Below are 13232 nucleotides of genomic sequence, written 5' to 3'. Positions count from 1 at the left end.
CGCCGAACCGCGCGACGACGGCGCGATCGGGATCTCCTTCGCCTGTCACAATGGCGACGAGCTCGTCCTCAAGGCCAGACCAGAACCTTCTTCAACAGCCTGATAGATTGAATATATTAATTATCCTTGCGATCGATATATAGCGTAAAAAATAAAATATATACAGAAAATAATCATAGCAGATGTACATAACCGGCATTCGACGATAGGGCCAATTATGAATTCGTAAAAGAATAATGTAGCCCATAAACTGTCAAAACTGCCCACGGAACGATTCCTTTGCAAATCGATTCGGCTTGGGAAACGCTAGAATACAGAATCGATTTGTGCAGGAGCGCCGCTATTGTAGAGGTGATTTAGAGCCATCGTCGGTCCATTCAGGCGGCAGTCCAAGCTGGCTTCCGATCAAGCCGCGAATGCCGGGAGCGCGCCCATACTGTTCACAAGCCGCGTATTTAGGGGGGAGCCCGATCGCCGAATTGATCTTCTGCCATGAAGGCAGGTCGATTCCGACGCCGTCAAACGGACTTTCGCCTTTCACCAGCATCTGGCCGAAATCGCCGCCGAACTCTGCTGCCAGGTCGTAGGCATCGCTCGATTTGGACGCGCGTGGCGAGTTGAAGAACGCATTCGCTCCTCTTCCCCAGATCATGGACGCTTGTTGCCGTCCTCGCGGATCCAGGGCCTCGGCCTCCATCGAGAGGTTGCCTAGCCCGATCGGGATGCGTGGAGTCGGGATAGGAGCGCCGACGTCCACGAAGTTCATGCCGAGGGACACGGCCGCGGAAACGCCTGCAGCGATTTCGTCCGTCTCCGTGACATGAGTCACAGCCGCCTTGACGGTCAAATCCGCAGGCTGATCGGGCGCTACGACCTGGAGGCGATCGCTGACGCTGATGCATAGGGCCCGATTGACGGCATTCGCGATCAGAGCGCGCTGCTCGCTCGAAAGCTTCGGCCCGAGGGTCGGGGCGAAGGCGGTCGGAAGAAGCCTGACCGTTCTGGCGGCCAGAACCTGTTCCTTTCGCACGCTTAGACGTGACTTCGTTATCAGCCCGTCAGAGGGCTTCATCCCTTCGTAGGATGAGAGTTCAAGACCCTGAACAAGAGGAGTAGAAGCGCACGCCGGGAGAAACCCGACCATCACCAGCATCATCAGATGCCCGCGATTAAATCCGCTCACATGGCGCTTTCGATCAGACCCGCGCCCAGAAAGATAGGAGTGGCTCGCCGACACGAAGGGCGGCTCCACCGACTGGAAATTCTTGCCTGGGCGCGGCTCGCTGCTCAGCGCGATATCGCGGCCAGAAGCCAACCCCTCGGCGCAAGACATGGCGACGGTCGCTGCGCCTGCCTGACGCTCCTGCTGGCTTACCCGATATATACAGCCTGGCGAACGCAGGCGGCGCTCGTCCGGGTTTGCTCGTCGGCCCAGGCGGCTGGTTTGAGCGGATAGAGTTAGTATTAAACTTGCTAGGACGCGCACCTTCACCCCCGATCCATGTCGATGGTGTTCGTTAACGTGCTGTCGTGGTTCAAAATCCGACCGTAGATGACCGAACGTTTCCAGCGGATCGAGATTTATTGCAGACCATGGCGCTATGCGTGCTCAGCAACATTCGACACAAAATTTGGCTACCTTGCTCTGCCGCGTGGCGCTACATCAGCGACGCCAATCTGTGCGCGATCGTGATGGTCATGAACCCGAACGCCCAAATTCTTATCGTGGATGACGACGGTGAGATCCGTAAACTGATTGCCCGCTACATGCAGGAGCAGGGTTTCCGGGTGCTGGTCGCCTCGAAATGCGTGGAGGTGCGCGAGAAGATTGCGACCAATCGGATCGATCTGATCATCCTCGACGTCATGTTGCCAGATGGCTCGGGACTGGATCTCTGCAGAGACTTGCGAGCAGCGAGGTCGAACATACCGATCATCCTTCTGACCGCCCTGAAGGAGGATATCGACCGGATCATCGGACTCGAGATCGGGGCTGACGACTATCTCGGCAAGCCCTTCAATCCGCGCGAGCTTGTCGCCCGGATGCGGGCTGTGCTTCGTCGCGGATCGCATGTCCATGAGGAACCCCGTTCTACTGGCGTCTTCCTGTTCGAGGGTTTCGCCGCCGATCCGTCGGCGCGCTCCCTGATCGACTCGAAGGGCGAGGGCGTGCCGTTGACGGGGGCCGAGTTCGACTTGCTGGTCACATTCCTGCAAAGGCCCGGCCGCGTGCTGTCACGCAATCAACTTCTCGATCTGACCCGGGGAAACGGTGGCGATGTCACCGACCGTTCGATCGACGTCCTGATCAGCCGTCTCAGGCGCAAGCTGTCGGACGGCGGCGCCGCCCAGATATTCAGAACAATCCGCAATGGCGGCTACCTGCTCGCGGCAAAGGTCCGTGTCCCGGACAACGCAGGATGAACACCCTTCGCGCGAAGTTCGCCCTCCTGCTCGTGGTCTCTATCGTCGCGGTGGTCGCCTTGATCACCCTCGCGATGATGTATTTCTTTGCGACGCCGAAGGATATCGAGGCCGGTCTGCTCGCGAGGCAGCTCATCACCCTGGAGCAACTCGCCAAACAAAATCCGGTATCGGAACTGCTCTCGCGACAGCCGGCAGCGGGGGAGCCTGACGGCGATGCGGCCGAGCTTCTTCGCGCGGCCGCAGCAGAGCTCGGAACGAGGCTGGACGTCGTTGTGACGCAACATCCGAAATCCAGTCAGCTTCGAACCGTCTCGCTACGCGTCGGGCCCGGCAGTTGGGTCCTGATGGACATTGATTCCCTGTCGGACCCCGCCTTGTGGGAGTGGCTGGCATTCATCACCATCGGCGTCGGATCAATCGCCGTGTTTGCAGCCCATCGCATGAGCCGCCCTCTCGCGCTCCTCGAAGCGGCCGCGGAGTCCATCGGCCCGGACGGCAGCGTAGCGGTGTTCTCTGAACACGGGCCGGCCGAGGTTCGCGTGACTGCCGCGGCCATCAATTCCCTGTCGCTCCGGTTGAAGCGGGCCATGGAGAGCCGCATGAGACTTGTCGCCGCGGCCGGCCACGATTTCCGTACCCCGCTCACCCGGATGAGGCTGCGCGCGGAATTCGTTTCGGATGATGAAGAGCAGGCCTTATGGCTCAAGGATATCGACGAACTCGAACGTATCGCCGACAGCGCGATCCAGCTTGTGAACGAGGAAATCGCGAAAGCCTCCGTCGAGGTCATCCAGGTGGATGAGCTGGTCAAGACCATCGTCGACGACCTGCGGCAGCAGGATTTTGCGATTGGCGTCTTGGATACCGTCGAGACCTACGCAAGAGCCGATCGTCTAGCATTGAGCCGTGCCTTGCGAAATCTCCTGATCAACGCCGCGACGCATGGCGTACGATGTGTCGTCAACGTGGCTGGAGGCACGACCATAAAGATCACCATCTCCGACGAAGGGCCGGGCATCGCGCCAAATCTGCTCGATCAAGTGTTCGAACCCTTCTTTCGTGCCGATCGAGCCCGGCGCCAAGCCATCCCCGGCGCCGGTCTGGGCCTTACGATCTCCCGTGAAATCATCCGCAAATATGGCGGCGACATCCGGATCGAGAATTCTGCGGGCGGAGGTCTGGTTCAGATCGTCGACTTGCCGTCCGTCACATAAGCCTACGTCGCTCGTATCCAATATGACGAGGCTGCTGCATTAATATCTTCGGGCCTGACGCCAGCAATGATTCAACATAAATCTCCCGATCCAAGCAATATCGGGACATGAGAGACCGCAGATTCGCGATTTTCCCGATGCATCTGGTGTTTTCCACGCATGGGGAGAACATCGATGACCGCCCTCCGCTCGCGTCGCCCGATTCCTGGGCTCGATCGAGAGCTTACCACCCTGGCACTTCTCCGTATCCGTGGGCTGCTCTGGTGCTTCCTTTCGCTCATCATGACCTCGCCATCCGCGGCGGCTGCGGACAACGGTCAGGGTCGCAGCATCCCGATCACGGTTCTGGTCGATACCGTTCGTGAGGAGCAGGTCGCTGCCAGGATCTCTGCGACAGGAAACGTCGCTGCCTGGCGTGAGATGCCGATCAGTTCGGAGATCGGTGGGTTCGCGATCAGCGAAATCCATGTGGACGAAGGAGACAGGGTGGAGAAGGGGCAGGTTCTGGCGCGCCTCAGCCGCAGCGTCGCCCTTGCCCAGCTCAGCCAGAGCATGGCAGCCGTTGCCGAAGCGGATGCCAACCTGTCTCAGGCGACCTCAGAGGCCAATCGGTCCCGCGTTGCCGCGAGCGGCGTTTTCAGCCAGCAGACGATCGAGCAGCGTGAAACTCTCGTCAAATCGAGCAAGGCGAAGCTTGCGTCCGCACGAGCGAGCCTGGAGGAGATGAAAGCCAGGCTGGCGCAGACGGAGATCACTGCGCCCGCAAATGCGATCGTGGCCAGCCGCAGTGCCACCCTGGGCCAGGTCGTTCAGGCCGGGACCGAGCTGTTCCGACTCATCCAGAACGAACGCATCGAGGTGAATGCGTTTGTTCCTGAGGCGGATCTCTTCCGGGTCGAGCCTGGGCAAACCGTTCGGATCGTCGATCCGATGGGGAGCATCTCGCAGGCGACCGTGCGAATGGTCGCGCCTATCGTCGACGACAGAACCCGTCTGGGCACTGTCCGTGTAGCCTTGCCGCCGGAAACGCGGCTGAAACCCGGCATGTTCGTGCGGGTCGAGATCAGCCCCAGCGCCATATCGGCCCTCACGATCCCGTTGAAGGCTCTGGTCTGGCGTGAGGGGAGACCGGCAGTCTTCGCCGTAAATGACGAAGGCAGGGCGGTTCTCAAATCCGTGACGGTCGGGCGAATGACCGATGCGGCGGTCGAGATCGAGCAAGGTCTGGCGATCGGGGAAAGGATCGTCGTCGAGGGAGCCGGGCTCCTGAACGATGGCGAGAGGGTTCATGCTCGCATCGCGTCGTTACGGGCGGCGGGATCGAAATGAACGAGATCTCCGCCTGGGCAATTCGCAGGCCTCTGCCGACGATCGCCCTGTTTCTCTGCCTCATTCTTTTGGGCATCGTCGGTTTTTCGCGGCTACGCATCAACGAAATGCCCGACGTCAACGTTCCGGTCGTGACCGTAAGCGTCAGCCGGCCCGGCGCCGCGCCCACGGAGATGGAGACACAGGTCACGCGGCTGGTCGAAGACGTCGTCTCCGGTCTCGGCAATGTCGAGCATATCCGCTCTACGATCAACGAAGGTCTCTCGGTAACGACCATCGAATTCACGATCGGTACGGCCGTCGACCGCGCGGCCGAAGACGTTCGCAATGCCATGGCGGCCATTCAGCAGAGACTGCCCGCGGACGCGCTGCAGCCAGTGGTGCAACGTATCGACGACACCGGCCAGCCCATCCTGACGTTTATCGTCGAGGCGCCCAGGATGACGCCAGACAGCTTGAGCTCGTTCATCGATAACAGCGTGGCGAAGGCCGTTCTATCCGTGAAGAGCGTCGCCAGGGTCGACCGGGTTGGCGGCGTCGATCCGGAAGTTCGTGTGCGGCTCGATCCCGACCGGCTGATGGCTCTCGGCATAACGGCCGCCGAAGTGTCCGAACAGCTCAAGGCACAGAACATCAACCAGCCGGGCGGCCGAATGGCGCTTGGGGGCGGCGAGCAGGCGGTGCGGACACTGGGGAGCGCGTTCGACCTCGAGGCGCTGCGGCAACAGCGCGTGATCCTGCGCGGGGGCAGAACGGTGCTTTTGGCGGAACTGGGCGCCGTCGAGCGGTCATGGGCTGAACCGCGCCAGCGCGTGCGCTTCGACGATCGGGAGGTGGCCGCCTTCAGCATTTACCGCTCGTCAGGTACCAGCGAGGTCGCAGTGACCAGGGCGGCGAGAGAAAGAGTAGCCGCAGTTGCCGCCGCGCACCCCGACGTCGCGATTCGCGAGGTAATGTCCTCGACCGATGACGTGCTGGAAGGTTACGCGGCAGCGATAGAGGCGCTGATCATCGGCGCCGCGCTTGCCGTCATCGTCGTCTGGATTTTCCTGAAGGATCTGCGGGCCACGCTGATCAGCAGCGTCGCGCTGCCGCTCTCGGTCCTGCCGACCTTCGGCGTCATGTACCTCCTCGATCAGTCCCTCAACAAGATCACCTTGCTCGGCATTGCGCTCGTCGTCGGCATCCTGGTCGATGATGCGATCGTCGAGATCGAGAACATCGTCCGGCACATGCGACGATCGGGCCAGAGCGCCTATGAAGCATCGCTGGCAGCGGCCGACGAGATCGGGCTTGCGGTCGTGGCAACGACATTCTCCATCATCGCGGTGTTCATGCCGGTCGGGTTCATGCCGGGGATGGCTGGCCAGATCTTCAAGGCATTCGCGATCGCGGTCTCGACATCGGTCTTCTTCTCGCTCGTCGTGGCGCGCATGCTGACGCCTTTGATCTGCGCCTTCCTGATGAAATCGCATGCCGGCCGGGACGACGAGGCGTTTTGGATCCCGGCCTATCTTCGAGTGCTCGACTGGACACTTCGACGGCGCTGGTTCACCGCCTTTGCAGGTGTCGTCTTTTTCGCTGCCTCGATGGCCCTGGCACGCCAGTTGCCGACCGACTTCATCCCGGCATCCGACCGGGGGCGATCGGTTCTCGCCATCGAACTGTCTCCCGGCGCGACTCTTGCGGATACGGATACGGTCGCCGGCACCGCCATCGCTATTCTGAGGGCGCGGCCGGAAGTCCAATCCGTCTACGCGGCCTTGGGCGTGCCGACGACGGCGGGGCTTGTCGGCGGTGAGGCTTCGTCGGCCGAAGTGCGCAAGGCGACCGTCACCGTCAACCTCAAGCCCCGCGCTGAGAGAATGCTCTCGCAACGGGAGTTCGAAGCGTTGGTCATGCCGGAACTCGCGGGCCTGCCTGGCGCCAGGATGCGCTTCGGCGCCGACGGCGCCTCCGGCGCCAAGATCCAGGTCGCGTTGAAGAGCGACGGCGCCGACGCACTATCCCAGGCGATCACGGACGTCGTACGCGATCTGCAGGCGACGCCGGGGTTCCGGAATGCCGGCTCGACGGCGAGCCTGGCTCGGCCGGAACTGCAGTTCACGCCCAAGGCAGACAAGGCCGCGACGCTGGGCGTGTCGACGGAGATCATAGCCAAGACCGTCTACATCGCGACGATCGGCGATACCGATCATAGGCTGCCGAAGTTCAATCTCGAGGATCGGCAGATTCCGATCCGCGTCATGCTCGACGAAGCGGCAAGACACGATCTGTCGCGAATACGGGGCCTGCAAGTGCCGACGACGACCGGAGTGGCGCCGCTGTCTTCCGTCGCCGGGATCGGCCTCGGCGCAGGCCCTAACCAGATCGACCGCCTCGACAGAAGCCGCAGCGCGACGGTCGAGGCCGAACTCGTCGACATGAGCGTCGGCCAGGCCGAGGATCTCGTCGCCGCCTTGCCTTCGATCAGGCGTCTTCCGGCGGGAGTGACTCGTCAGGCGGCGGGCGATGCGGAACAGATGGAACAGCTCTTCAGCGGCTTCGTGCTCGCCATCGGTTCCGGGATCGTCCTCCTGCTGCTGATCGTGGCGATTCTCTTCAACAACGTCCTCCAGTCGGTCACGATCCTCACGGCGCTGCCGCTGTCTCTGGGCGGTGCGTTCGGTCTGATGGCTTTGACCGGAACATCGCTGTCCATGCCGGCCCTCATCGGAATTCTCATGTTGATGGGCATCGCGGCCAAGAATTCGATTCTGCTCGTCGAGTACGCGATTACGGCACGCAGCGAGCAAAGGCTGGAACGCAACGAGGCACTCGTCGATGCGGCCCAAAAGCGAGCCCGGCCCATCGTGATGACGACCGCGGCGATGGGTGCAGGCATGTTACCTCTCGCTCTCGGAATTGGCGCCGACGCCGAGTTTCGCGCGTCCATGGCGATCGCCGTGATCGGCGGCCTGCTCAGTTCGACAGCGTTGAGCCTGATCTATGTCCCGGCGGTCTTCACCATCATGGACGACCTCGAATTCCGGATACGAGCGGCATTCGGCCGAACGGCACGGGCTCCGGGGAGCTGAAACTTGGTCGCTCTTACCTTGTTGAATCTGCCCCGGTCCCGAAGGGATTCGGCCATTCCGGGTCCGCCGGTTCGACGGCGCGCACGGCACGTCGCCGCCGCACTCCATCGGCATGGCCAGCCCCAGGGACGGCAGCGGCTGTCGGGTTTGTCGTGCGGCCCTTGTTGGTCGCCCTGGCGTTCGGATTGGCCGGTTGCGCCCAACGACCCAATGCCGATGTCTTGGTGCCCGTCCCCTCGCTTGCGAGCCAGGCCACGCAGTCGGTTCAGATCATATCCGCGACCAATCGGCAAAAAGAGTCCAGTCTGCTCGCGCCGGGAAGCAAGCGGTCCGACTCGACGTCGTACGACATCTTCGATTTCTCCATACCTCCCGACAGATCCAGCATAAGGATCTCCTATTCCTCGGGAAAACCCGATCCACTCCGGCATTACATCGTCACCGGTCGGCGCGCCCTGTCGAAAGCGCAGATGCTGTCCGAGGTCGTGAGTTCTCGCAGCTTCGACGGCTCCAGCGGCATATTCGTGAACGGCTACAACCACAATTTCCAGGAAGCGCTGTTCCGAACCGCCCAGATTGCCGCCGACGCGAAGATCGCCAACTCCCCCATTCTTTTCTCATGGCCGTCAGTCGCTTCCATGGTCGGCTACATCACCGACCGTGACGCCGTCCTGTCGTTACGGCAGGCGCTGACGCAACTTCTGAAGGACCTCTCCGCGGACAAGCGGATGAAGAACATCATCGTGTTCGGACACAGCCTTGGAGGCTTCCTGGTCATGGAAGCTATCAGGGAGCTCAAACTCGAAGGCCGAACCGAGATACTGGCCAAACTGGAGGTCGTTCTCGCATCCGCAGATATCGACGCGGACGTATTCCAGTCCCAGCTTTCGGAAATCGGCCCCCTGCCAAGACCCATAACGCTGCTCATAGCTCAGAACGACAAGGCGCTCGTGGTGTCCAGCTTGCTGGCGGGAGAGCGCCGGCGGATCGGGCAACTGGCGATCGACGACCCATCGCTGACCGCGCTCGCCAGGACGGGATATCTGCGCATCATCGATATCAATTTGGTCGAGCCCGGCGATGGATTCGGGCACGATCGATATGCATCGCTGGCCAAATTCGGCACGGCGATCCTCAACTTGGAGCCGGGGGCACGCCCAGTCGTCGGAGCCATCCTCGGCTCGATCACGACCATGGGCGGCCTAGTCCCGACGGTGACGACACACGATAACAATGTGGCGCGGTAGCAAGCCCGACGCATGCCTCCGCTCGCCAGGTCGAAAGACGTGCGTTCATCGCGGCCTCTTGGCCTCCAGCGGCCGAAAATGCCGGGCCACACCATCTGCGATCAGCCGAGAATATGAAGGCGCTGGAGCGGGAAAACCGCGAGCTGCGCCAGGCCAACGAGATCCTGCGCAAGGCTTCGGCTTATTTCGCCCAGGCGGAGCTCGACCGCCCGTTCAAGGGATGATCGCCTTCATCGACGATCACCGAGGGGCCTAAGAGGTCGAGCCGATCTGCAAGGCCCTGCCGATCTGCAAGGTCCTGCCGATCGCCCCGTCCACCTACCACGCGCGACTGGCCCAGCGACGTGATCCGGCCCGGCAGTCGGCAGGGCGCGGCGGGACCAGACGCTGAAGCCGCAGATCGTCCGCGTCTTCGCCGAGAACTTCGCCGTCTATGGCGTGCGCGAGGTCTGGCGGCAGATGCGGCGGGAGGGCTTCGAGGTCGCCCGCTGCACGGTGGCGCGGCTGATGGGCGAGCCTGGCTTGCAAGGGGTGATCCGGAGCAAGCCGGTGCGCACCACGATCAGCGACAAGGCCTCGCCCTGTCCGCTCGACCACGTTAATCGCCAGTTCCACGCCCCAGCGCCCGACCGGCTGTGGCTGTCGGATTTCACCTACGTCGCCACCTGGGCCGGGTTTGTCTACGTGGCCTTCGTCATCGACGCCTGCGCCCGGCGGATCGTCGGCTGGCGCGTCAGCCGCGCCGCCCACGCCAGCTTCGTCCTCGACGCCCTGGAGCAGGCCTTGCACGAGCGGCGCCCGCAACATCGCGGCGGCCTGGCGCATCACTCCGACCGCGGCTCGCAATACGTGTCGATCAAGTACGCGGAGCGCCTGGCCCAGGCCGGGATCGAGCCGTCCGTCGGCAGCGGCGGCGACAGCTATGGACAACGCCCTGGCCGAAACCATCAACGGCCTCTACAAGGCCGAAGTCATCCACCGCCGCGGCCCCTGGCGCTCCTATGAGGCGGTCGAGTACGCCACGCTGGAGTGGGTCGACTGGTTCAACAACCGACGGCTCCTTGAACCCATCGGCAACATCCCGCCCGCCGAAGCCGAGGCCGCCTACTATGCCGCGCTCGCGCCGGCCGCCATGGCCGCGTGACTCAAACGAAATGGCCTCCGAAAAACCAGGGGCGGTTCAAGCCCTAAACACTAAAGCTGGATCATCAGGTTCCTGGTCGGGAGCTGGCTCGCCCCCTTGTAGGCGGTGATCTCGATCTCGAACAGATATTCGCTGCCGCCGAGAGGCCCGCAACTCACGCAGCTCGCAGGGTCGATCCCGCGGAACCTGTCTCCCAGGAAGGCCATGACGGCAGGGACATCTTCCTGGCGGGGGATGAAGATGCGACGGCGGACAACGTCCGCGAGGCTGCTGCCAACCGAGGCCAGCGCGCCCTCGACGTTCTTCAGCGCTTGCTTCGCCTGCTCGACTGCAGTGTCCGGCATCGCGCGCGTCTTGTAATCACGGCCCGCGGTGAGCGACACGAATATCCAGTTGTCGAGTTGAACGATGCGCGAGTAACCTTCCTTCTCCTCGAGAATGCTTCCGGATTTCAGCTTCGTAAGTTCCATTTTCGTCTCCAAACGACAGGTCACGCACTTCGCCGCGGATAACGTGACGGGATGAATGGGCGTGCATCGCGCGTGAGATAACGTGCCGATCTGCTGCAGCAGAAATCAGCTCGCCTCTTTCATCGCTTCCAGTTTGACGCCGATGTTCTTGATGGGCCCGACTTCCTTCTCGACGAGAGGCACCACCTCGCTTTTGAAGCGTGTGATCGACCGATGAGCTTTTTCAATCGGCATACAGCCGAATGAGAAGTTGCATGTGTAGTTGGTCGGGTTGAGGCGCTTGACGTCCGCAACGATCTTTTCCGCCACTGTGTGCGGATCGCCGACCACCATTTTGTCGGCATATTCGTCGAGCGTGTACTCTCCCTCGAAAGCCTCGTTGCGAATGTAGCCCCGCTCGTCCAGCGGAAGCGACGCCTTGCGCAGATGATGCGCCATCCGCCCGACGTAACGTCCACGCTCGGCCACATCGAGCGCCTCGCTGCGGCTGTCCGTGATGGCGACATACTGCATGATCGCGAGACCCTTGTCGGCCGGATCCTCTCCAATCGAGCGCCATGCGCCGTGTAGCCCTTCGACCATCTTATAGAGCACAGGAGATCCAAGGGTGCTCGCCGCCAAAAAAGGCGTCGCATTCCTGGCCTTGAGACGGTCGAGCAATTTCGGGTGCGTGGATGTCAGAAAAATACGCGGTAAGGGCTTCTGGAAGGTGCTGATCGCGAAATTGGTTTTGGGCAAGGATATATATTTGCCGTTATAATCGACCTCTCCGCGTAGCAGCGCCCCTTCCACGACCTCCCAGTATTCCAGAAACACCTCGGCGCGCTCCTCCAGAGGAACCTTGTATCTGTCGAATTCGTACTGCTGGTATCCCGTGCCCAAGCCGATGACGAGACGGCCTTCCGTCTGCGTGTCTGCCACCGCGATCTCCTGCGCGACGCGGAGCGGATCGTAGAGCGGCAATACGATAACGCCCGGGCCGAGCTTTATCGAGCGTGTCCAGCCGGCGGCATAGGAACACATCATCAAGGGTGACGGCGAACTCGAATAGTTTGCGAAGTGATGTTCGGCAAACCATGCGATATCGAAACCGAGCTCTTCGGCGGTTTCCACCATTTTGCGAGTGTCGCGCATCACGCCATGCGCCCCATCGGGATGATCGCGAAGCGTCATCAAATTGAACAGACCGAGCTCCATCTACTTCTCCAATTTCTTTGTCGCCATCGAGCGGAAGGGTTTGGACCTATCTCGCCTTCTGGAATGCGATGGGTGAGGTGAGCGCGTAGGCGCCGTTCTGATAAACGAGCGGCGAGACATCGGAGGCGAAGTCGATCGCGTCGATCCGGCCGATGACGATGTCGTGCGTAGCGTAGGAAATCGTGTCATCCAGCGAGCAGAACAGATTGGCCTGCGCGTCTTCCAGATAGGGAATTCCGCGCCTTTCCTTCCATTCGCCGATGTCGAAACGGGTCTCCGCCAACTGGCTGCCGCTGAACGAGTTGGAGACGTGCGCCTGCGATGTGCGCAGCACATTGATACAGTACTGCCGCGCGCTTTTGAGCGGAACGCTGACCGACGCATTGTGATTAATACAGACCAGTATCGACACTGGCGACATGCTCAGCGGCGTGACCGACGTCACGGTGATACCGTACCGACGCCCGGCATGCTTGCAGGAAATCACGCAAACGGTCGACGCCAGTCGCCTCATGGACTGCCGAAAGTGCTCGATCATGAATTCCTGCGCGGCCATGGCTCTTCCCTTTCTGGGTCAAGCTATGCAGATTATATACAATCTGTCAATGCGACGCCGGACTTGATCCACGGCTCTGGACTCGGGTTAACGGGGCAGCGGCGTTGAGGAGGTGAATGAGATTCAAGGGGTGGACGCTTGAGGAGGCGCCATGGAGCTTGGCGATCGTCCGCGGCTGCGGGTTTTGCTGGATCATTTTGCGCTTCTGGACCACGATCGGGAGGCTTGGCGGGTGGCCCATCCTCTGCCGGAAGTGCTGTTCCGGGTGGTTTGTGGGACGATCGGGGCCTGTGACGATTTCGACGCGATCGTCGAATGGGGCAAGGACAACCCGCCCTTCCTGCGGCGGTTCCTGCCGTATCATCACGGCATTCCCGGCTCGCGCTGGCTTCGCATTCTGCTGAACCGGATCGATCCGGGCCTGTTCTCGGCGATGTTCCAGTCCTGGGCGGCGAGCCTGCGGCTGGCGCGGTCGGTCTAGCACTACTTTGGCGGATTTTTAGGACATTTGGCGTTTTTGGGATTCCCGCGGCGTGGTTTGCGTGATTCATGGGTGGTCGGCTTTCTGGAG

Annotated in this window: 10 protein-coding genes, 1 pseudogene and 1 other annotated feature; of the genes and pseudogenes, 7 read left to right on the top strand and 4 right to left on the bottom strand. The window is 61.5% G+C overall.

Features of this window, described 5'->3' with window-relative positions; all coding sequences use genetic code 11:
• Positions 1-340: 340 nt before the first annotated feature.
• Positions 341-1333, bottom strand: coding sequence for a DUF3313 domain-containing protein (locus AC1RRW_RS22140; RefSeq protein ID WP_492903865.1), 993 nt, complete (start codon positions 1331-1333; stop codon positions 341-343).
• Positions 1334-1698: 365 nt separating this feature from the next.
• On the opposite strand from AC1RRW_RS22140, the gene AC1RRW_RS22135 reads away from it, so the two are divergent.
• The 6 genes and pseudogenes from AC1RRW_RS22135 to AC1RRW_RS22110 form a co-directional block, all read left to right on the top strand.
• The gene (locus AC1RRW_RS22135) at positions 1699-2424 is read left to right on the top strand and encodes a response regulator (RefSeq protein ID WP_492903866.1); all 726 of its coding nucleotides are present in this window, start codon (positions 1699-1701) and stop codon (positions 2422-2424) included.
• The gene (locus AC1RRW_RS22130) at positions 2421-3641 is read left to right on the top strand and encodes a sensor histidine kinase (protein ID WP_492903863.1); all 1221 of its coding nucleotides are present in this window, start codon (positions 2421-2423) and stop codon (positions 3639-3641) included. Before AC1RRW_RS22135 ends, AC1RRW_RS22130 begins: the two co-directional genes overlap by 4 nt.
• A gap of 174 nt (positions 3642-3815) precedes the next feature.
• Positions 3816-4970: an efflux RND transporter periplasmic adaptor subunit gene (locus AC1RRW_RS22125; protein WP_492903861.1), complete on the top strand. Its 1155-nt coding sequence runs from the start codon at positions 3816-3818 to the stop codon at positions 4968-4970.
• Positions 4967-8047 (top strand): efflux RND transporter permease subunit, encoded by a 3081-nt coding sequence (locus AC1RRW_RS22120; protein WP_492903859.1) that lies wholly within the window; start codon positions 4967-4969, stop codon positions 8045-8047. Before AC1RRW_RS22125 ends, AC1RRW_RS22120 begins: the two co-directional genes overlap by 4 nt.
• A 161-nt stretch (positions 8048-8208) precedes the next feature.
• Positions 8209-9294, top strand: a complete 1086-nt coding sequence (locus AC1RRW_RS22115) for an alpha/beta hydrolase (RefSeq protein WP_492903857.1) — start codon at positions 8209-8211, stop codon at positions 9292-9294.
• A gap of 107 nt (positions 9295-9401) precedes the next feature.
• Positions 9402-10438: pseudogene (locus AC1RRW_RS22110) on the top strand (IS3 family transposase); the annotation flags it as partial.
• Positions 9473-9607 (top strand) — a sequence feature (AL1L pseudoknot). (Overlaps the previous pseudogene by 135 nt.)
• Before the next feature lie 50 nt (positions 10439-10488).
• Here AC1RRW_RS22110 and AC1RRW_RS22105 read toward each other — a convergent pair.
• The 3 genes from AC1RRW_RS22105 to AC1RRW_RS22095 form a co-directional block, all read right to left on the bottom strand.
• Positions 10489-10908: a RidA family protein gene (locus AC1RRW_RS22105; protein ID WP_492903855.1), complete on the bottom strand. Its 420-nt coding sequence runs from the start codon at positions 10906-10908 to the stop codon at positions 10489-10491.
• Between the two features lie 105 nt (positions 10909-11013).
• On the bottom strand, positions 11014-12105 hold the full coding sequence (locus tag AC1RRW_RS22100; protein WP_492903853.1) for an LLM class flavin-dependent oxidoreductase: 1092 nt from the start codon (positions 12103-12105) through the stop codon (positions 11014-11016).
• Between the two features lie 46 nt (positions 12106-12151).
• On the bottom strand, positions 12152-12661 hold the full coding sequence (locus AC1RRW_RS22095) for a flavin reductase family protein (RefSeq protein WP_492903851.1): 510 nt from the start codon (positions 12659-12661) through the stop codon (positions 12152-12154).
• A gap of 151 nt (positions 12662-12812) precedes the next feature.
• Between AC1RRW_RS22095 and AC1RRW_RS22090 the strand changes: the two genes are divergently transcribed.
• Positions 12813-13142, top strand: coding sequence for a transposase family protein (locus AC1RRW_RS22090; protein ID WP_492903850.1), 330 nt, complete (start codon positions 12813-12815; stop codon positions 13140-13142).
• Positions 13143-13232 lie beyond the last annotated feature (90 nt).

It is taken from the genome of Allobosea sp. GW821-FHT12C12 (assembly GCF_058807355.1).
This window is presented reverse-complemented; position numbering and strand designations above follow the sequence as displayed.

Bases quoted from the DNA above. Each gene is read 5' to 3' on its own strand.
- AC1RRW_RS22140 (WP_492903865.1), bottom strand. From the start codon at position 1,333: ATGTCTTGCGCCGAGGGGTTGGCTTCTGGCCGCGATATCGCGCTGAGC.
- AC1RRW_RS22135 (WP_492903866.1), top strand. From the start codon at position 1,699: ATGAACCCGAACGCCCAAATTCTTATCGTGGATGACGACGGTGAGATC.
- AC1RRW_RS22130 (WP_492903863.1), top strand. From the start codon at position 2,421: ATGAACACCCTTCGCGCGAAGTTCGCCCTCCTGCTCGTGGTCTCTATC.
- AC1RRW_RS22125 (WP_492903861.1), top strand. From the start codon at position 3,816: ATGACCGCCCTCCGCTCGCGTCGCCCGATTCCTGGGCTCGATCGAGAG.
- AC1RRW_RS22120 (WP_492903859.1), top strand. From the start codon at position 4,967: ATGAACGAGATCTCCGCCTGGGCAATTCGCAGGCCTCTGCCGACGATC.
- AC1RRW_RS22105 (WP_492903855.1), bottom strand. From the start codon at position 10,908: ATGGAACTTACGAAGCTGAAATCCGGAAGCATTCTCGAGGAGAAGGAA.
- AC1RRW_RS22100 (WP_492903853.1), bottom strand. From the start codon at position 12,105: ATGGAGCTCGGTCTGTTCAATTTGATGACGCTTCGCGATCATCCCGAT.
- AC1RRW_RS22095 (WP_492903851.1), bottom strand. From the start codon at position 12,661: ATGGCCGCGCAGGAATTCATGATCGAGCACTTTCGGCAGTCCATGAGG.
- AC1RRW_RS22090 (WP_492903850.1), top strand. From the start codon at position 12,813: ATGGAGCTTGGCGATCGTCCGCGGCTGCGGGTTTTGCTGGATCATTTT.